Origin of the sequence: Corynebacterium sp. HMSC034E11, assembly GCF_001835905.1 — a bacterium.
Classification (GTDB): Bacteria; Actinomycetota; Actinomycetes; order Mycobacteriales; family Mycobacteriaceae; genus Corynebacterium; species Corynebacterium coyleae.
The window spans coordinates 128,534-147,336 of sequence record NZ_KV826421.1 but is presented as its reverse complement, the minus strand read 5'-3'; the positions used below and the strand labels follow the sequence as shown (position 1 = coordinate 147,336).

At 59.1% G+C, this 18,803-nt stretch carries 14 protein-coding genes and 1 tRNA gene; 9 read left to right on the top strand and 6 right to left on the bottom strand.

Annotation, left to right across the window (positions count from 1 at the left end):
- Positions 1 to 101 precede the first annotated feature (101 nt).
- Genes HMPREF2690_RS11180 through HMPREF2690_RS11160 form a run of 5 tightly spaced genes read left to right on the top strand, consistent with a single transcriptional unit; the run spans position 102 to position 7,019 of the window.
- Complete coding sequence (locus tag HMPREF2690_RS11180; RefSeq protein ID WP_246815387.1) at positions 102 to 1,646, top strand: ABC transporter substrate-binding protein; 1,545 nt, start codon at positions 102 to 104, stop codon at positions 1,644 to 1,646.
- 6 nt (positions 1,647 to 1,652) lie between these two features.
- On the top strand, positions 1,653 to 2,600 hold the full coding sequence (locus HMPREF2690_RS11175) for an ABC transporter permease (RefSeq protein ID WP_070422926.1): 948 nt from the start codon (positions 1,653 to 1,655) through the stop codon (positions 2,598 to 2,600).
- Entirely contained in the window at positions 2,600 to 3,589 is a 990-nt protein-coding gene (locus tag HMPREF2690_RS11170) for an ABC transporter permease (protein WP_070422927.1), read from the top strand. Before HMPREF2690_RS11175 ends, HMPREF2690_RS11170 begins: the two co-directional genes overlap by 1 nt.
- Before the next feature lie 19 nt (positions 3,590 to 3,608).
- A complete protein-coding gene (locus HMPREF2690_RS11165; RefSeq protein WP_070820911.1) occupies positions 3,609 to 5,258 on the top strand; it encodes an ABC transporter ATP-binding protein in 1,650 nt (549 codons plus the stop codon).
- A 24-nt stretch (positions 5,259 to 5,282) separates the two neighbouring features.
- Complete coding sequence (locus tag HMPREF2690_RS11160; protein WP_083320386.1) at positions 5,283 to 7,019, top strand: choline/carnitine O-acyltransferase; 1,737 nt, start codon at positions 5,283 to 5,285, stop codon at positions 7,017 to 7,019.
- Between the two features lie 6 nt (positions 7,020 to 7,025).
- On the opposite strand, the gene HMPREF2690_RS11155 is transcribed toward HMPREF2690_RS11160, so the two are convergent.
- The 3 genes from HMPREF2690_RS11155 to rpsA all read right to left on the bottom strand — a co-directional run bounded on the left by HMPREF2690_RS11155 (position 7,026) and on the right by rpsA (position 9,614).
- The gene (locus HMPREF2690_RS11155; protein WP_070483611.1) at positions 7,026 to 7,379 is read right to left on the bottom strand and encodes a DUF4259 domain-containing protein; all 354 of its coding nucleotides are present in this window, start codon (positions 7,377 to 7,379) and stop codon (positions 7,026 to 7,028) included.
- Between the two features lie 77 nt (positions 7,380 to 7,456).
- The gene (gene coaE, locus HMPREF2690_RS11150) at positions 7,457 to 8,050 is read right to left on the bottom strand and encodes a dephospho-CoA kinase (protein WP_070820910.1); all 594 of its coding nucleotides are present in this window, start codon (positions 8,048 to 8,050) and stop codon (positions 7,457 to 7,459) included.
- Positions 8,051 to 8,150: 100 nt separating this feature from the next.
- Positions 8,151 to 9,614 (bottom strand): 30S ribosomal protein S1, encoded by a 1,464-nt coding sequence (gene rpsA / locus HMPREF2690_RS11145; RefSeq protein ID WP_070422931.1) that lies wholly within the window; start codon positions 9,612 to 9,614, stop codon positions 8,151 to 8,153.
- Positions 9,615 to 9,904: 290 nt separating this feature from the next.
- Between rpsA and HMPREF2690_RS11140 the strand changes: the two genes are divergently transcribed.
- A complete protein-coding gene (locus HMPREF2690_RS11140; RefSeq protein ID WP_070820909.1) occupies positions 9,905 to 11,137 on the top strand; it encodes a YkvI family membrane protein in 1,233 nt (410 codons plus the stop codon).
- Between the two features lie 435 nt (positions 11,138 to 11,572).
- Here HMPREF2690_RS11140 and polA read toward each other — a convergent pair whose 3' ends face one another.
- Positions 11,573 to 14,176, bottom strand: coding sequence for a DNA polymerase I (gene polA, locus HMPREF2690_RS11135; RefSeq protein ID WP_070820932.1), 2,604 nt, complete (start codon positions 14,174 to 14,176; stop codon positions 11,573 to 11,575).
- 152 nt (positions 14,177 to 14,328) lie between these two features.
- On the opposite strand from polA, the gene HMPREF2690_RS11130 reads away from it, so the two are divergent.
- A tRNA-Leu gene (locus HMPREF2690_RS11130) sits at positions 14,329 to 14,405 on the top strand.
- A 558-nt stretch (positions 14,406 to 14,963) separates the two neighbouring features.
- Here HMPREF2690_RS11130 and HMPREF2690_RS11120 read toward each other — a convergent pair.
- Positions 14,964 to 15,395, bottom strand: a complete 432-nt coding sequence (locus HMPREF2690_RS11120; RefSeq protein WP_070820907.1) for a hypothetical protein — start codon at positions 15,393 to 15,395, stop codon at positions 14,964 to 14,966.
- A gap of 91 nt (positions 15,396 to 15,486) precedes the next feature.
- Complete coding sequence (locus tag HMPREF2690_RS11115) at positions 15,487 to 17,109, bottom strand: SWIM zinc finger family protein (RefSeq protein WP_141761248.1); 1,623 nt, start codon at positions 17,107 to 17,109, stop codon at positions 15,487 to 15,489.
- Between the two features lie 70 nt (positions 17,110 to 17,179).
- On the opposite strand from HMPREF2690_RS11115, the gene HMPREF2690_RS11110 reads away from it, so the two are divergent.
- Both HMPREF2690_RS11110 and HMPREF2690_RS11105 read left to right on the top strand, forming a co-directional pair.
- Complete coding sequence (locus tag HMPREF2690_RS11110; RefSeq protein ID WP_070422942.1) at positions 17,180 to 17,803, top strand: hypothetical protein; 624 nt, start codon at positions 17,180 to 17,182, stop codon at positions 17,801 to 17,803.
- A 90-nt stretch (positions 17,804 to 17,893) separates the two neighbouring features.
- Entirely contained in the window at positions 17,894 to 18,802 is a 909-nt protein-coding gene (locus HMPREF2690_RS11105) for an ABC transporter substrate-binding protein (RefSeq protein WP_070422943.1), read from the top strand.
- The last annotated feature ends 1 nt before the right edge of the window (position 18,803 follow it).

The following is an 18,803-nucleotide window of genomic DNA, read 5'->3' as shown; positions in this document are numbered from 1 at the left end:
CTGCTTGCAGGCAATCACTAAAGACAATACCTTTGTACTTATAGATTTAACAGCGCACTACCAGCGCACGTCGGAAAGTACAGGTGAAGCGTTCTATGCAGATGACTCGAAGACAGATGCTGCGGGCGACCGTGCTGGGTGGAGCGACCCTTGCCTTGGCGTCGTGTACCACCGCCCCCGTCGAGGAGATAAACACCTCTGGTCCACCTCGTCGCGGCGGCAGGCTCCGGGTGGGGCTCGTCGGAGGTTCTTCCACCGACACCGTAGATGCGCACATTCCAACGAGTGCTTCTGACGGCACGCGTTTGATCAACATGTACGACTCGCTCGTACGCTACGACTCCAACTACGACCTGCAGTACCGCCTCGCCACGGCTATTGAGCCAAACGACGACGCGACGGTGTGGACCATCACGCTGCGCGATGGTGTGCAGTTCTCAGACGGTCGACCGGTGCGCCCTGAGGACGTCATATTCTCCTACGACCGTATTCGCGATCCCGACAACCCGAAGTCCGGTGCTGCATCGATCAACCACATCGAATCGATGGAGGTCACCGGACCGAATGAGTTGCGCATCTACCTCAATGCCCCGGACGCGACGCTCATTGACAGTCTTGCCGAGTATCAAATGGGCATCGTGCCGGAGGACTACGATCCCAAGAACCCGATCGGCAGCGGCCCTTTCAAGCTTGAGCACTTCTCCCCCGGCCAGTCGACGAAGATGGTGCGCAACGAGAACTTCTGGGGAGAGACTCCCTACCTAGACAGCGTTGTCATCATCGACTTCCAGGAGGAGGACGCCATGCTCAACGCATTGCTGTCTTCCCAGGTTGACGCAATCGGCAGCCTGAACCACTCGCTTGCACGTGTGATCGATGCAGACCCGCGCTTGGACACCCTCATTTCGCAGACCGGCATGTGGTTGCCGCTGACGATGCGCGTGGACGTTGCACCGTTTGATGATGTCCGCGTGCGCCGCGCCATGCGCCTTGCCGCGGACCGCCCGCAATTGGTGGACCAGGTCTACTCCGGCGAAGGTCAAGTGGGCAACGACATGTTCAGCCCGTACGACCCCGCCTACCCGGAGGACATTCCCCAGCGTGGGCAGAATATCGAGGAGGCCAAGCGTCTTCTCGCGGAGGCGGGCTACCCGGACGGTATCGATGTCACCCTCAACGCCGCTGAAATCCAGACCGGCGCGTTACGTAGCGCCCAGGTATACGCAGAGCAGGTCCGTCCTGCTGGCATCAACGTAACTATTAACCAGGTTGATTCCTCGACATTCTTCGCCGACGGCAACTACCTGGAGTACCCGTTCGCGTTGTCGTTCTACTACACGCGAAACTTCCTCCAGCAGGTCAACCAGTGTGCAACGGCGGATTCACCGTTTAACGAGACCCACTGGGTGGACCCGGAGTTCACTGCGTTGGCCAACAAGGCCCGAACGATTGTCGACGACGAAAAACGCAGCGAAATGATCCACGAGCTGCAGCAGCGTCTCTACGACGACGGCGGCTACATCATCTGGGGCTTTGCCAACCAGATTGACGCGTACCACAAATACGTGGTGGGGCTTCAAACCCACCCCGGCGGTATGCCGCTGGGCCAGGCCATGTTCGAGCGAGTTTGGATTGCGGAGGCATAAGCACACATGGGCAAGTTCATTCTTCGCAGGCTCGGGGTGAGTGTCTTCATCCTGTTCGCTGTATCCGTCATCATTTTCTGCGCGACGTTGCTTCTGCCTGGCTCGCCGGCTACGGCAATTTTGGGCCAGCAGGCAACGCCGGAACGTATCGCGGCGCTCGAGGCAGAAATGAATCTCGACCAGCCTCCGGTCACCCGCTACTTGCTGTGGCTGGGAGGCATTTTCACCGGTGACTTGGGCACATCGACGTCCACCGGTGGCCCAGTTTCTGAACTGCTTGGCGAGCCACTGGTGAATTCGCTGGTACTCATGCTGCTCGCCGCGGCAATTTCGATCCCTGTCGGCGTGCTCCTGGGTGTGTATGCGGCGTGGTGGCGCGGTTACAAGCGCGATTCGGCGATCACCTGGGTGACGTTGATTCTCGCTGCGCTGCCGGAGTTCGTCATCGGTATCGCACTGGTCACGTTGTTCGCTACCTCGGTGTTCCAAATTTTGCCGGCAGTGACCATGTCACCTCCGGGCAGTCGTGTGTGGGAGTTCCCAATGCAGCTGGTGTTGCCAACCTTGACTCTCGCGTTCGTCGTCACGCCTTATGTGGCGCGTATGACTCGCGCAACGATGATCGAGGCACTGGAATCGGGCTACGTCGAGATGGCGCGACTGAAAGGCGTGCCCGAGCGTCGCGTGGTGTTCCGTCATGCGCTGCCCCACGCGGTCGGGCCCATTGCACAGGTCGTCGCAATCCAGCTCGCGTGGCTGGCTGGCGGCATTGTGGTCGTCGAGTATCTGTTCCGCTACCCCGGCCTCGGCGTCGCGCTCATCGATGCGGTGAACTACCGCGACGTACAAGTTGTTCAGGCTGTCTCACTGCTGATCGCCGCGGTATATGTCGTGGTCAACCTACTGGCGGATCTTGTCAGCATTGCGGCTAACCCGAAGTTGAGGAGTAACTGATGTCTGCACCAGTACACCCCCAAGAACCAGGGAAAACCCCGAAACCCGTGGTCGACGATTCTGAACTGAAAACGTCGGTGTCCAAGCCGGAACCATTGCTGTCCCGAATTTGGGCACAGTCCGAAGGCAAGGTCGGACTCGTCTTGACGGGGCTTGTCATCGCGTTGGCGGTCGTCGGGTATTTCTTCGCCGAGCAGATCACCGGTCGCAGCACAACGGAGTTCATCGGCCTGCCATTTACGGACATCGGAGTGTTTGGCACCGATAACCTTGGCCGTTCGGTGCTGTCTCGCTTCGTTGCCGGTGGCCTCATCCTGTTGGTGACCGCGTTTTTGGCCACGGTCCTCGGCATGGTTGTCGGCACCATCATCGGCATGATTGCGGGATACGCAGGTGGCAAAGTCGATTCGGTGCTGATGCGGCTCAACGACGTGATTTTGGCGTTCCCACAGCTAATTTTTGCCATGTTGGCCATCGTTATTTTTGGCCCCTCAGCAACCGTGCTCGTCCTGGTCATTGGTTTGACGCACGCGCCTCGCATTGCCCGTGTGGCACGTGCTGCGACGATGTCCGTGACAAACGAGGACTACATCCGCGCCGCCCAGATGTATTCGGTGCCGCACTGGAGAATTCTCATCCAGGAGATCGCGCCCAACATCACCGGCCCGCTGGCTGTGGAGGCGGGTCTGCGTCTGACCTACTCCATTGGTTCGATTGCCTCGCTGTCCTTCCTTGGCCTTGGCATCCAGCCGCCGGCTGCGGACTGGGGTTTGATGATCAACGAGAACCGCATCGCACTATCGCTGCAGCCGTGGGGCGTGCTTCTGCCGGTGGCTGCGGTTGCTGTGCTGACTATCGGCACCAACATGTTGGCCGACGCCACAGCGCGCGCCACCGCAACCACTGCTACACCGCCAAAGCGCGGCCGCAACCAGACCATCGACCCGGAACGGGTGCCGAAGCACGAGCCCATCCGCCACAACGGATAGCAGCAAAGGGGAATGACGAATGACTACCGCGATATCCGCGAACCAAGACGGCAACACCAAGTCGTCAGATGATTCTGTGCTCAGCGTGAGCGACCTTCGCCTGGGCACGTTGGAAGGCGCTGAGATCCTCCACGGTGTGGACTACACGCTGAAACGGGGCGAGATTGTCTGTCTAGTCGGCGAGTCCGGCTCGGGCAAAACTACTGCCGGTTTGGCTGCTATGGGTCATCTTCGCCCGGGACTGATGCTTTTCGACGGCACCGTGACCCTCCATTCCGCAAACGGAACCGACTATGACGTCCTCAACCTCAGCGAAGCTGATCTGCGGGAACTTCGCGGCAGCCGCATCGCGTATGTGCCGCAGGATCCGGCACTGAGTTTGAACCCGACGATGCGTATCGGTGAACAGATCCGTGAAGTGCTCGACGTGCACTCCTTCGATGGCGATGCTGGTGCTCGTGTCCGCGAAGTCATGCGCGACGTGGATTTGCCGGACACCGACGAATACTTGGCCCGTTGGCCGCACCAGCTCTCTGGTGGCCAACAGCAGCGCGTCGGTATCGCAATGGCGTTCGCCATGTACCCGGACGTGCTGATTCTCGACGAGCCTACGACCGGCCTCGACGTATCCACCCAAGCCCACGTGCTGGACACCGTGCGCGAGATGACGCACAAGAACGACATCGCTTCGTTGTACATCACGCACGATCTTGCAGTGGTGGCTGAGTTGGCGGACCGTGTCGTGGTTATGCTGCGCGGTGACATCGTCGAAGAAGGCCCTGCGCAGGCGGTGCTGTACAACCCACAGCACCCGTATACTCAAAAGCTTCTCGCCGCGATTCCAGATTTGCCGGGTCGAAAGAACATCACCGGCCACGGCATCGCCTCTGCCGTCCAGGTTGAGGAGCGCGATAGCGCTGCCCCGCTGCTGCAGGTGAACAATCTGGAGATGGCCTACGGCGACAACAAGGTCCTCCACGGCATTGATCTCACGCTCGAGGAGGGTGAGTCGATTCTTCTGCTCGGCGAGTCTGGCTCCGGCAAGACAACGTTGGCTCGATCAATCGCAGGTCTCAACCCTGGCTACACCGGAGAGGTGCGCCTGCGGGGCGAACTGCTTGAGCACGGCAGCCGCGAGCGCACCGTGGATCAGCGTCAGTACGTTCAGTACATCTTCCAGTCGCCGTTTTCCTCGTTGAACCCGCGGCGCACGATCGGTGAGTCGCTGAGCGTGCCACTTGTCATGTCGGGCAAGTTGTCGCGGAAGGAGCACCGCAGGGTCGTCGAGGACGTCTTGGAAGCTGTCCAGCTCGACCGGAGTTTCTACGACCGTCGCCCGGGTGATCTGTCCGGTGGTGAGCGCCAACGCGCTGCGATTGGGCGTGCGCTCGTGAATGCTCCTGACGTGTTGGTGTGCGACGAGATCACGTCGGCTCTCGATGTGTCGGTCCAGGCATCGATCCTCGAGCTTCTTGCAGACCTTCGCGCAGAGCGCGGTCTATCGATGCTGTTTGTCACCCATAACATTGCGCTGGCACGTCACACCGCCACGCGTATTGCGGTGCTGAACAAGGGCGTTATCGTGGACGAAGGGCCAGTCGATGATGTTCTTGAGCGGCCAACGCACGAGTACACCAAGTCCTTGTTAGCAAATATCCCGGAACTTTAACTCTCTTTGAAGAAAGGCTTTTAAGTGCCCATTACTCCGCACCCGTTGACGCGCGATCTGAAAGCTTTGCCAGTTCCGGATCTTTCGTCCACGCTCGAGGCTTACATTCATGCGCTTGAGGCGGTTCTCGACGAGACCGAGCTTGCAGAAGCGAAGGCGATCGTCGCTGACTTCGCGCAGTCGCAAGCCCCGCGTCTCGACGAGGCACTGCGGCAGCGCGCAGCAACCCGTGAGGCCGAAGGCACGAACTGGCTTTCCGACGAGTGGTATTCGAGCTACCTGGCAACCCGTGGGCCACTGACACTGACGACGAACGTGGGTTTTCAGCTGGCGCTGCCATCTGAGGAGACTGGCTTGGACCGTGTGGTTGACGGCATCCGGCGAGCGCTGGTTGTTCACTTCCAAGCTGCGGGAGATGACTTGCCGGACTACGTGGACGCGCGCGGCAACCGCATTACCCAAGACCAGTGGTTTGTCTTTGGCGGAGGGCTGCGCCACCCGAGTGCCGGTGAGGATGAGATCATCGTCGCCACCGCAGGCACTGCCAACCGCGAGATCGGCGTGTTTGTCGATGGGCACCTTTACGCAGTACCCGTGACCGACGAGGCTGGCGAGCCGATTGCAGCTCCGAACCTGCGAAACGCGCTTGAGACGGTTCTGGACGCCCCGCGCAAGCAGAGCGTGGACTTCAACGCGGCATCGCTGCTCGGCTCCGAAACGCTTGCAGAAGTACTGCCGGACATGTTGGCACAGGGCGACAACGGCGATGTGTACAAACGTCTGCAGGAGTTCCTCTTCACCGTCGACCTGATCGACTACGGAGTAACCACACACGCTTCCGACGAGGAGCGGATCAACGAACTGACCTTCCTCCCCCGTGGTGCATGGACGTACAAGCCGCTGAGCTACCAGTTCAGCCTGACAGATCCCTGGAGTGCAGTGCACGTTGAGCACTCGTGCCAGGACGGCGGAACCCTCGTTACCGCGATCACGCGCATGCAAGAAGCGGAGATCGGTGTCGGCGCAGATTTCGTCGCAAAGCCGCAGGAACTGCGCTGGGATCTCGATAACGCGCTCACCACGCGCATCGAGAAGAGCGTTGCCGAGGTTGCGGGCGCGGCGGAGAAATTGCGTACCCGCATCGTGCACGTGCCGTTTGACCAGCCTGCGGACCTGCCGTTGAAGTTCAGCCGCGATGCTTCAGCGCAGTTAATGATGACTATCGCGCAGCAACTGACCTACGGCCGAGTACGCGCGGCATATGAGGCCGTTGACATGCGTGAGTTCCGTGCCGGACGCACGGAGTGCTTGCGCGCCGCCACACCCGAGGCTGCTGCTTTTGCGCGAGCGCTTGTGGAGGGTACGGCTGAACAGGCTGGCCTCGAGGACGCCATCAACGCGCATCGGGCATGGGTGAAGCGGTGCAAGTCTGGCAACGGCTTCGACCGACATATCCAGATGATGGCGACTATCGACGACACTCACGCATTCTTCAACGACACGCGTGTAACCGCTGCTCGTCGCGATTTCTTATCCACGACCTCGATCGGCGGCGCTGCTCAGATCGTTCGCTACTGCTTCGCACCGGCGTTGCCAGAAGGGTTCGGCATCGCGTATACCCCGCTGCACGACGATACGGAGTATTGCGTCTCCTGGAACGCAGCGACTGCCGAACAGCCGGAAGAGTTCCTGGCCAACCTGACAAAGGCCGGCGAGTTGCTCTGGCAGTTCTGCGCTACGTTGAGCACAAACGCTGAGTAGGGACAGTCAGACGGCGTACTTTCGCACTTCGGCAAGCCACTGGTCAAGTTCGCCTGCGTCCTCCCACATGGAGTAGAGCTCCGAGCCACCTGGTCGAAGAATCGAACGGGCGCGCCGTCTGATCCACTGCCGATCGTCGAATGTGAACGGCGAATCGACGCCGGCACCACTATGTCGCTCGGGGAGATGTCCGTTAAGCATGGCAGCAAGCGCGATGACGGATGCAGCCTCATCAGTTCCCAGCGACCCAAGCCCACAATCGAAACGGAATTGGGCAATGTCGAATGTGCCGTTGACCACTGCGTCAACCGCTTCGATTGCGGGGTCGTTATCAAACGGCCCTGTATCCCAAGTTCCCATACCGCGTCACGCTAAAAGGCGTAGGTAAATCAATGATTGCCATAGAGTGAATTTCCGCGGTATTTCCAGTGAGAAACTCACGCGTCAATCATCCGTACGACCTTTTCTACCTGTGCTGCAAGTGCCTCGAGCGGCCCGTTGTTATCCACAACGATGTCGGCTGCCGCCCGTCGGGTGTCGTCGTCAACCTGCTGCGCGATGCGCGCCCGCGCGTCCGCTTCAGTGAGCCCCCGCTTGTCGACGAGCCTGCGTACCCGCTCGTCCACATCAACATCGACGACGACCGTCATGTCCATGTCGTGGTGTAGGCCGAGATCCACAAGCAACGGCATGTCGTAAATCACCGCGCGAGCGCCTGCCTTCTCTGCCTCATCGAATCGCCGGTTGGATTCAGCGCGGATGGCCGGGTGCGTTAAAGCGTTCAATTTCTCCGTTTGCTCCGTCGAAGAGAAAGCGCGTTTCGCCAGCTCTGCGCGGTTTAAGGCGCCGGTGTCGTCGATAAGATCCTCGCCAAAAACCTCCGCGACCTGTGCGAGCACCGGTGAGCCTGGTTCCATGATCTCTCGTGCGATCTGGTCGGCGTCCACGACCGGGAAACCTTCCTTCCCTAGCATTCGCGCAACTGTGGATTTGCCGCTGCCGATTCCGCCCGTGAGTCCAACTTTCTTCATGCATGTGAAGATAGCAAAGCGCCCCGCCCACCATGACGGTGATGCGGGGCGCTAACGCTGATTACTTAAGGGCAATCCCTAAGCACGAACTCGTCGTGGCTTAGTTGCCAGCAAGCTTGTCGCGCAGAGCAGCGAGCTGCTCGTCGGAAGCCAGCGAGCCGATGTTCTCCTCAGCCTGGTCAGCTGCCGGAGCTGCAGCTGCAGACTCAGAGGAGTAGTTGGCCTGATCGCCAGCCTGCTCTGCAGCCTCGGCTGCAGCGGCGCGGTGACGCTCGATCTGGGCAGCGTGTGCCTGGTGGCGACGCTCTGCTTCGGCGTAACGAGCCTCCCACTGCTGGCGAGCCTCGTCGTAGCCTTCCATCCACTCGTTGGTCTCCGGGTCGAAGCCCTCCGGGAAGATGTAGTTGCCCTGCTCGTCGTAGGAGTCGGCCATGCCGTAGCGAGACGGATCGAACTCTTCGACGAAGTCCTCGTCAGCCTGCTTGAGCGACAGGGAGATACGACGACGGTCCAGGTCGATGTCGATGACCTTGACCATGACCTCTTCGTTGACGTTCACAACCTGGTCCGGAACCTCGACGTGGCGCTGAGCCAGCTCGGAGATGTGGACGAGGCCCTCGATGCCCTCTTCGACGCGAACGAACGCACCGAACGGAACCAGCTTGGTGACCTTGCCCGGAACGATCTGGCCCACAGCGTGGGTGCGGGCGAAGACGCGCCACGGATCCTCCTGGGTCGCCTTCAGCGACAGGGAGACACGCTCGCGGTCGAGATCGACGTCGAGCACCTCGACGGTGACCTCGTCGCCAACTGCGACAACCTCGGACGGGTGGTCGATGTGCTTCCAGGACAGCTCAGAGACGTGGACGAGGCCGTCAACGCCGCCGAGGTCAACGAATGCACCGAAGTTGACGATGGAGGACACAACGCCCTTGCGGACCTGGCCCTTCTGCAGCTGGTGCAGGAAGTCGGAGCGGACCGCAGACTGGGTCTCCTCCAGGTAAGCGCGGCGGGACAGGACCACGTTGTTGCGGTGCTTGTCCAGCTCGATGATCTTTGCCTCGAGCTCCTGGCCGATGTACGGATCCAGGTCGCGGACGCGACGCATCTCAACCAGCGATGCCGGCAGGAAGCCACGCAGGCCGATGTCGAGGATGAGGCCGCCCTTGACGACCTCGATGACGGTACCGGTAACCGGCTGGTCGTTGGCCTGCAGCTCCTCGATGGTGCCCCAAGCACGCTCGTACTGAGCACGCTTCTTGGACAGCATCAGGCGGCCTTCCTTGTCCTCCTTGGTCAGGACAAGCGCGTCGATCTCATCGCCGACCTCGACCACGTCCTCCGGGTCAACGTCGTGCTTGATGGAGAGCTCGCGGGTGAGGATGATGCCCTCGGTCTTGTAGCCGATGTCGAGCAGGACCTCGTCGTGGTCAACCTTGACCACGGTGCCGGTGACGATGTCACCGTCATTGAAGTACTTGATGGTCTCGTCGACTGCGGCGAGGAATTCCTCAGGGCCACCGATGTCGTTGATGGCAACCTGGGGTGCGTTGGTAGTGCGCATAAGTAGTATGTGCTCCGAAAAAATAGGAGATCGTGATTGGACAGAAGCGTCTCTCTCAGCAGCGTAAGCGCCGAAACGCTCGCGGTTGCTGATCTCGCAGCGGGCTGGTCGCCACACCCTCCTATTACGATGGACGCCAAGCTCGCGCGTAGACACGCCCGCACGAGTGTAGACACTTTCCGCAGCTAGAGCAAATGATCTGGACCCCGGGCACTGCAACGCAGTTTATAAGCAAGGGACTACCATGACGTAAGTCCATAACTCTACAACTCAGAAAGTGTGTTCACCCTATGTGGAAACGCAGCCTTGCCGTCGCAGCATCGTTCGTCGGCATCGTCGTCGGAGCGGGTTTTGCCTCCGGCATGGAAGCACTCCAATACTTCGTCGCCTACGGCACCCAGGGCTTTTGGGGTGTAATCGTTGCTGGCGTGACCATGCTGCTAGCCGCCACCGCGTTTGTCACATTCGGGTCGTATTTCCTCGCCGACGAACACAATGAAGTCTTCTACAAGGTGGCATCGAAGCCTGCCGCGTTCCTCATGGACTGGTCTGCGGTTATCTGCATGTTCTCCGTTGGCTTCGTCATGTTTGCTGGCGCAGGCTCGAACCTGAACCAAGCATTCGACTGGCAGATTTGGGTGGGCGCGGTACTCATGCTTGCACTGATGCTTATCGTCGGCCGATTCGACGTTGACCGCGTCGCCTCTGTCATCGCTTGGGCAACTCCCCTGCTGGTGATCTTTGTGCTCATCGGCGCGATCTATTCGTTCACCCAGATCAGCGTCGACTGGTCTGAGGTGGATAACTTTGCGCGCAACGAAGTAAACCGCGCTGACGGCACCCCGTACTGGTTCTTGGGTGCACTCAACCACACGGGACTAAACGCCCTATGCGGTGTCTCGATGGCGATCGTGATGGCCGGTGATGAGTTTGACACTAAGAGCACGCGGATTGGCGGAGTCCTTGGTGGACTCATTTACGTGGCACTTCTTGCCCTTCTTGTAGCCGCGCTGCTCATGCAGGTCGAGGCAGTAAACGGCCACGACATGCCACTTTTGACCGTGCTGGATAACGTCCACCCAGTCCTGGGCTTCATCATGACCTGGGTGATCTTCCTCATGGTGTTCAACACCTGTTTGGGCATGTTCTACGCGCTGGCAAAGCGACTCACCAGAAAGAACCCAGAGCGCTTCTACCCGGTCTATGCCATCGCCTGCATTGTCGGTTTTGGCCTTTCCTTCGCCGGCTTCCAGCCGCTCGTTTCCAACCTGTACCCGATCCTGGGCTACCTCGGCCTGTTCGTGATGACAGTGATGACCGTCGTCTACTTCCGCCACCGCACCCGCCTGAAAGAAGAAGGCGAGCGCCGCGCTCAAGCTGTTGAGGCCGCGCTTGACGACGACACCTCGGACGAGGTTGAAGATCTCGCTGAAGACTCCAATCTCGAGGAGGATGAATTCAAAGAAGCAGTTGAAGACGCAGTCGAGGATGCCTCCGACGAGAAAGCCGTCAGTGACGTGTAGGCCAATCAGGCCTCGCTAACACCCCAGCGGGGGTAGGTGTCGGGGGTAGGATTTTGGCACTTACCCCCACGTAACTAAAGGATCCAAAAAGCCGTTCACCTGTCCACATAAGCTGCGACTTATTAGACATTCCGTCACATGCTTAACAGTTACTGTGTATTGCTTGTGCGCCCGCTCAGTAGCAATTAAGGTTTTACCTGGTTCTTGAGGAATAGCCCCAGAACAGAGTGAAATCTAAGCACTGCCTGAGGCTCGGTACCTAATCGAGAACCCCGCCGCTAGGTGGTAACAAAATAGAAAGAGGAAATGGCCTGGGGGGTTGGGCCACGTCGGGGGATACGGTAACTGGGGACGCCGTACTCGAGGCGGGCATCAGATGAAGTTTGCGTGCTTCACGTGATGCCCGCCTCGTGCTTTCCCGAAACGTACTCGCGGCTAGTGCGCCGCCTCTTCCCAGTTTGCGCCAGTACCTGCAGACACCTCTAGCGGGACGAGGAGTTCGATTGCCTTGTCCATTTCGCGCTCCACGATCGCTTGGACGGCGTCTAGCTCGCCCGGGGCAACCTCGAGCACCAACTCATCGTGCACCTGCAGGAGGACACGTGATGCGTAGTCGCGCAAGGCGTCGTCGACACGAAGCATCGCAACCTTGATGATGTCCGCAGCAGTGCCCTGGATCGGGGCGTTCAGCGCCGCACGCTCGGCGTTCTCCCGCGCGATTCGGTTGTCACTTGTGAGTTCCGGCAAGTAGCGGCGGCGACCGAACACCGTCGAGGTGTAGCCGTCGCGACGCGCCTGCTCGACGACCTCATCAAGGTAGCGCTTTACCCCGCCGAATCGTTCGAAGTAGTTCTCCATAATGCCCTTCGCCTCACCGGCAGAGATCGACAACTGTTGCGACAGGCCGTAGGCAGACAAGCCGTAGACGAGGCCGTAGGACATTGCCTTGACCCGGCGACGTAGCTCTGGCGTGACCTGATCGATCGGAACATCAAACACGCGGGAGCCAACGAAGTTGTGCAGGTCCTCCCCCGCCCGGTACGCCTCGATCAGGCCCTCGTCTTGGCTGAGGTGCGCCATCACACGCATCTCAATCTGCGAGTAGTCGGCGGTAAGCAGGCATTCGTAGCCCTCGCCAACTACAAATGCAGAGCGGATCTTGCGCCCGGCCTCAGTACGCACCGGAATGTTCTGCAGGTTCGGCTCCGCCGAGCTGAGACGCCCCGTCGAGGCCACAGTCTGATTAAACGTGGTGTGGATCCGGCCATCCGGCTGCACCGTCTTAATCAAGCCTTCCACCGTGGACTTCATCTTCTGGTGCTCACGGTGCGCGAGCAGATAATCAAGGAACGGGTGCGGATTCTTCTCTGCGAGTGCTTCGATCTCAGCCGCAGCAGTCGAGTAACCCGTTTTCGTCTTCTTCGTCTTCGGCAGCGCAAGCTTGTCAAAGAGCACGACAGAGAGCTGCTTCGGGCTAGATAGGTTCAGGTCCGGCTCGTCGACCAGCTGGCGCGCCTGCTCTTCCACCTGCTCAACCTTGTGTGTCAAGTCCTTGCGCAGCCCCTCCAGAACGTCCAGATCAACGGCGATGCCAATGTGCTCCATTTCCGCGAGCACCGTGACCAGTGGCAGTTCGAGGTCCGCGTACAACTCGTAGGAGTTGATCTCGCGCAGGTCCTTGGACAACTCTGCGGCAAGCTCCAGAATCGCCGCAGCCGCATCCACGTCGCCCGAATCATCCAGCAAGCTCAGCTGATCAGAGCTGGTGCTGAGCTGGCGCTGCAGGTGACGCTGGTACACATCCTCGAGCGCATACGTGCGCTGGCCGGGACGCAGCAGATACGCCGCGATCGCAGTGTCGTGTGCGATACCGCGCAACTCGATGCCGCGGCCACGCAGCATGTGATAGGCAGCCTTGGCTTCGTGCAGGAACTTCGGGTCATCCGACTCGAGCCAGGTCTTCAGCGCCTTGTCCTCATCAGCCGACAGATCGGCGGCAAGTTTCGCAATGCCGTGGCGCTGCTTATCGACGATAGCCAGCGCCGTCAGATCACCAGATCCAGGCGTCGCCGTACCGGAAAGGTACAGGGCAAGGCCTTGACCTTCATGGGACCTCAGCCAGGTGTCCAGCGACTCGTTATCAACCGTCACGTCAGCCAGCTCCACCGTCTCAGGTTCGGGTGCGCTGCCATCGGTCGGTACAGCGGCGAGCACGCGTTCGCGCAGATTCACGCCGAACTCGAGGTCGTCGAAACGCGCCGCAACCTGGGCGACATCGGCTGGCTTGAGTTCGAGATCACCCGGCGCCACGGGCAGTTCCACATCGGTGACCATCGCAGTAAGTTCACGGTTCAACCGCACCTGATCAATGCGCTCGCGGAAGTTGTTGGCTGCTTGCCCCTTTAACTCGTCCGCATGCTCGATAAGCCCCTCGAGTGTGCCGTACTGCGTAATCCACTTGGTGGCGGTCTTCTCCCCCACTTTCGGCACATTCGGCAGGTTGTCTGACGGGTCGCCACGCAGGGCCGCGAAGTCAGGGTACTGCTCAGGCGTCAGGCCGTATTTCTTCTCCACCTCCGCCGGGTTAAAGCGCGTCATCGTAGACACGCCACGCATTGGGTACAGGAGGGTCGTGGTGTCGTCGACAAGCTGGATGTAGTCGCGATCACCACTGACCAGAACAATCTCGTAGTCACCATCTGCACGAGCCTGGGTCACAAGCGTGGCGACGATATCGTCCGCCTCAAAGTTCTCCTTGCTCAAGGTCACAATGCCGAGATCCCCCAGCACGTCCTCAATCAGCGGAACCTGGCCCTTGAACTCGGGCGGAGTAGCCTCACGCTGCGCCTTGTACTCCGGGAAACGCTCCGTACGGAACGTCTTTCGGCCCACATCGAACGCGACAGCAGCGTGCGTCGGTTTTTCGTCGGAAAGAATATTGGCAAACATGGACAAGAATCCGTACACCGCATTCGTGTGCTGCCCACCCGACGTGGAGAAGTTCTCCGCAGGCAACGCATAGAACGCGCGGAAGGCCATCGAGTGGCCGTCGATCAACAGCAAACGCTTGGATTTTTCCGATGTTGTAGTCACGGTCAGCCAGTCTAGCGGGCGCCACGACACGACCTTCCGCACCTAATCCACCTGCGATTTCACACATCGGGGTGAACTGCGATACACTTTCGCGCGTCGCCCCAGTAGCCCAATTGGCAGAGGCAACGGATTCAAAACCCGTCCAGTGTGAGTTCGAGTCTCACCTGGGGCACCACTCGGGAGGGGGGTTCGGAAAAATTTTCCGAAACCCCATCCCCTTTCGTTATCAGCAAGAAGTGACACGGCCTGCTGGTAAACATCGCTTTCCTAAACCTCAAAACCCGGAAATTCACCACCAGGCCGAGTCGGAAGCAAGCAACGACACGTTGACGGCAGCACAGGAGATCGCGGTCGCCAATGGTGGTCCGGCCCCGCCCCGCATGAGGCGAACCAAGAGCGCTATAGAGAATTAGCGGAGGTAATCGAGTACCAGCTCACTGAGACGAAAACGGCATAAGCGAAAGGAAGAACGAGCGGAACGAAGGCACCTATAGCAATACAGACCGCAAGCAAGCCGACGGACTTAAGTCCACCTTTGAGCTCTGTAGATGACACAACGAGAAGCACTGTCGGTATGGCAACGACGAAAAGAAGAGCGATGAGCAGAAGAGCAGGCGCCCCGTGTAAATACCCCGCAAGAAGAGTCCCGATGCCCGCGCAAATCCACAAGAGCTTTTGCAGGCTCACAATTCGTACCTCCGGCTATTTGTTAGGCGTATTTGCACGAGCTTAGTTAACCCTTCTTTTCCTTCTTGCGGGCTTCTCTGCGTTCGCGGCGTCGAGCGCGTTTGGCTTTGCGGATATCGACGACCCACCGAGGCACAAACGGCCACGGAAGTAGAATCCCGAACGCGCCCGTAAAACCAATGATTCCGATGCCCCCGGCAGCCATGCATAAAACAAGCAACACCGTTTCAACAGGCTCGGGAAGGTTCATAATTCCGAACAAAACGAAGGCACTGGCAGTACCAATAACCAGCGATCCGTAGGGATAGACGAAGAGCGCGCCATCGCTCTCTGAACCGTTTACATCGCCCTCGTCGTACCATTCCTCCGTTTTGGGCGCCCTTCGCACGCCCTGGATGTAGAAGGTCCAGCAGGCGATCATCAACAGGACTCCACCGATACAGACCAGCAGCACAGTAATATCAAGATCCCTGCTCATAGAGTATGACCTCCAAGGCTTGAGTGTCAGGTACCAAACAAGCTACCAGCGTCTGATCAAGCAAGCTCGGGAGCAATTTGAAGGTTCGCGGCTAGTTGATCAGGCCGTAGCTGCGCCAAATCTTGAGCATCTTGGGCCGGTTTTTGTAACGGATGGCTAGCTCTTCCATCTTTTCCAGCACTGCCTTACGCGCGACTGGATCGGCCGGGAAGCAGTCGATGATTTGCGTCGCCGATGCGGCAGCCTGCTTGTACGCCCTGTCGCCACTTGCCCGAGCAATGTGCTCAGGTTCCCTGAGCATGATTTCAAGTGCACGTTCCGGGTCGTGACTGGATAGCACTGAACGGGCGAATTCAAATGCAGAGTGAACGTCGGCCTCGTCGCCATCTACCACCGACAGGCCCAATTCCGGATCGTTGAATCTCATTGCCGCATGCATGAGCATCATGTCCCTGCCCGGGATGCCCTCTGGGATGAGGTCGATCACGTCTTCGGTCACCCCCGGTCCATGGATCACGCGGTCAAATGTCACTGTTCCCGGGTTTTCTTTGAACTTCTCAATGCGGTAGTCCAACAACGCTTTGTCTCCCAGGTAGGCGCGCAATCGGTTTTCAAAGAAATCGATTTCGTTCCAGTGGATCGGTGTATCCCACTTCGAAAGGACTGCTTTGACCTCATCTTTCCTGCCCCGTGACTCATAGAACTCGATGAGGTCCTTCACGGAGTTACCGTCGAGCAGCATTGATTCGATCTGGTCGTCGTCGCCACGCAAGAATGCAACATCGAGGAAGAGCGCCTTGGCACCGTACTTCGGTGGATTCGCCTCAAAGGCTGCGGCGATTGATTCGACCGCATCAGCGCCGAGAAGTCCCGCGTAGGCCCTCAGATCAGGCTCAACAAACGGCGCTTCCAGTGTCTCCTTCACCAACCACTTGGCAAGTTTTTGTTGGTCCTCAACGCCGTCAGCGCATGCTCGCGCGTGCAGGTCGAAGCATCGATGCAGCTCGTCACCGAGCATCCCGGAAGAATCATCCGCACGTCCCAAAACCGCATTCAACCTCGTGATCGCACGCTCAATTTGGGGGCGTACTGCGACGCCACGGTGCTCATCAACGTACGCCTCCACCACGTCAAGGGCATCGCTCCAGTGCCGTGCGAGTTCCATACTTTGCCAATAATCCCGAAATCCACTGCTCTTCCGCGATGCAGCGGTGATCGCCGATTTCACGTGTTCACGGACTTGTTTGTCATCGCCCGAACTCTTCAAGGCGTTAAACTCCAGCATCTCTTCGACCTCTGGAATCTGCCGCAGATGGTGAATGAGTCGCCGCAGTTCATCTGGGCTGGCAGAATCCAAGTAGGTGTCCACCGCGTCTGGAGCCGACTCGTTGGAGGTAGCAGACGAATCGGTAACCGCGGAATCGTCGAACGAGAGCTCGTTCGGGATGAGCAGCGCAAGTGCGACTGCCACCGCGTGTTTACACCATTGCGTGCCCACCGGGCAGTCGCACGTAGTGCCAACCCGATCCCCTTGCACAAACAATGTCGTTCGGTATGTCCACGTCCCTTGGACTGCGGCCTGAACTTCAGATTCAGTATCGCTAAGGATGGTGACATCTGCGGAGGAGATTTTTTTCCCTCGGTTAAATGCTCCTGAACCTGCGGCGTCTTCGATGGTTTCTTCTGTCAGCCAGCCCAAAATGGTGGTAGTCATTTCGCCAGTCTAACGCAGGTAGAGAAGAGCAACATGGGCATTAGGCGATGGCTTGGTTAGACTACGGCGCATGCGCCAGACCTATATCGCCGGCTTTGTCGCCGGAGCACTCATGTTGACCACGCTGACGGTTCCCGCACATGCACAGGAAGGGGCAGCGCAAGAGGACGCTCCAGTCTCCCCGAGCAACGCGCTGAAGGACACCATCGATTCGTTTGCTGCGCTGTCTGACGCGACCAGCTCGGCAAAGAAGGACGCTGAGAGCAACAAGGACAGCACAGACGGCAAGGACTCCAAGGACAAGCCGAAGGGGCTCATCGAGGCTCTTGAGCCGAACCCGGAGAAGGATCCGATGTACATCGATCCGGAGAAAAACCCGCTGAAGAAGGTGTCTAGCTCCGAGATGTTTACCGAGTGGACCGACGACATGGAAGAAGGCGAAGGCAAGGAGGTCGTCCAAGCTTGGGCAAGGGGCTCTTCCATCCCGGATACTGCTAACCCGGTTGAGCTGTGGAAGATGGAAGCCCAGGGCTCCGCAAAGATGGGCAAAGGGCTTTTCACCGGCGATTTCGCCCTGAGCTCAGAAGGATCCAGCCAGCGTACTTCCGTGTGGATCCCGGTCGTCCTCGGCATGATGGTCATTGGCCAGATCATTGAGCTGGCTATGCGTGGTATTCGTATGGCAACACAGTAGTTTCTACTGCTCGGGCGGTGCGTTTTATCATCCCGCATTCGGCGCGTAATATACGGGACTACGCAAGTATTCATCGTATGCGGGAGACCAATGCATTACCCACCCCACGCAAAGCGGCGTCTTTTCGCCGCTGTGCTCGCCGCGGCCCTGCCGCTCGCGGGCTGCGTTACTAACACAGAGGGCGGCAACCCGGACGGCTGGGAGCCGATCGTTCCGGACGCCGTACCTGAGATTGCGGCGATGGTGCCGCCAGAAATTGCCGCAGACGGCGTGCTCAACGTCGGCGCGAACCCACCGTTCGCCCCGTTCGAGTTCAAAGACTCCACCGGGCAGGTCATCGGTGTGGAGATGGACATTGCCCGTGCACTCGCTGGTGTCATGGGGATGGACTTCGATGTTGCAGACATGGACTTCTCGATGATCCTGCCCGCTGTCTCCAGTGGCAGCCTCGACGCCGGTGCTTCAGGTTTTACCGATAACGAGGAACGCCGCCAGACCTTCGACTTCATCAATTTCCTCTACGCGGGTATTCAGTGGGCTGCCGCTCCTGGCGCCGACGTGGATCCGAATGATGCGTGCGGTTTGACGGTCTCGGTGCAGCGTACGACGGTTTCGGAGACCGACGACGTTCGTCCGAAGTCAGAAGCCTGCGAAGCAGCGGGCAAGGACCCGATTACTGTGCTTGCCTTCGACACAGCAGACAACGCAGCGCTTGCAACGCTTGTCGGGCGCGCCGATGCTTACAGCGCCGACTCCCCTGTTACCGCGTGGGCTGTGGAGCGCTCCGACGGCAAGATGGAAATGATCGGCGACATGTTTGACGCCGCGCCGTACGGCATTGCTGTGCCGAAGGGTTCTGCGCTTGCGCCGGCGATGGCTGCCGCGATGCAGCACCTCATCGATACCGGCGATTACCAGCGCATCCTTGCGCAATGGAATATCTCGACAGGTCTGCTCGACCAGGCTTTGATTAACGAACAACCAGTGGGAGAACACTAAG

What these genes read in the sequence shown, in the direction of transcription:
- HMPREF2690_RS11180 (WP_246815387.1), top strand. Translation starts at nt 102, where the DNA reads ATGACTCGAAGACAGATGCTGCGGGCGACCGTGCTGGGTGGAGCGACC.
- HMPREF2690_RS11105 (WP_070422943.1), top strand. Translation starts at nt 17,894, where the DNA reads ATGCATTACCCACCCCACGCAAAGCGGCGTCTTTTCGCCGCTGTGCTC.
- polA (WP_070820932.1), bottom strand. Translation starts at nt 14,176, where the DNA reads ATGGCCTTCCGCGCGTTCTATGCGTTGCCTGCGGAGAACTTCTCCACG.
- HMPREF2690_RS11140 (WP_070820909.1), top strand. Translation starts at nt 9,905, where the DNA reads ATGTGGAAACGCAGCCTTGCCGTCGCAGCATCGTTCGTCGGCATCGTC.
- HMPREF2690_RS11120 (WP_070820907.1), bottom strand. Translation starts at nt 15,395, where the DNA reads ATGAGCAGGGATCTTGATATTACTGTGCTGCTGGTCTGTATCGGTGGA.
- HMPREF2690_RS11115 (WP_141761248.1), bottom strand. Translation starts at nt 17,109, where the DNA reads ATGACTACCACCATTTTGGGCTGGCTGACAGAAGAAACCATCGAAGAC.
- HMPREF2690_RS11175 (WP_070422926.1), top strand. Translation starts at nt 1,653, where the DNA reads ATGGGCAAGTTCATTCTTCGCAGGCTCGGGGTGAGTGTCTTCATCCTG.
- HMPREF2690_RS11170 (WP_070422927.1), top strand. Translation starts at nt 2,600, where the DNA reads ATGTCTGCACCAGTACACCCCCAAGAACCAGGGAAAACCCCGAAACCC.
- HMPREF2690_RS11155 (WP_070483611.1), bottom strand. Translation starts at nt 7,379, where the DNA reads ATGGGAACTTGGGATACAGGGCCGTTTGATAACGACCCCGCAATCGAA.
- HMPREF2690_RS11110 (WP_070422942.1), top strand. Translation starts at nt 17,180, where the DNA reads ATGCGCCAGACCTATATCGCCGGCTTTGTCGCCGGAGCACTCATGTTG.
- HMPREF2690_RS11165 (WP_070820911.1), top strand. Translation starts at nt 3,609, where the DNA reads ATGACTACCGCGATATCCGCGAACCAAGACGGCAACACCAAGTCGTCA.
- rpsA (WP_070422931.1), bottom strand. Translation starts at nt 9,614, where the DNA reads ATGCGCACTACCAACGCACCCCAGGTTGCCATCAACGACATCGGTGGC.
- coaE (WP_070820910.1), bottom strand. Translation starts at nt 8,050, where the DNA reads ATGAAGAAAGTTGGACTCACGGGCGGAATCGGCAGCGGCAAATCCACA.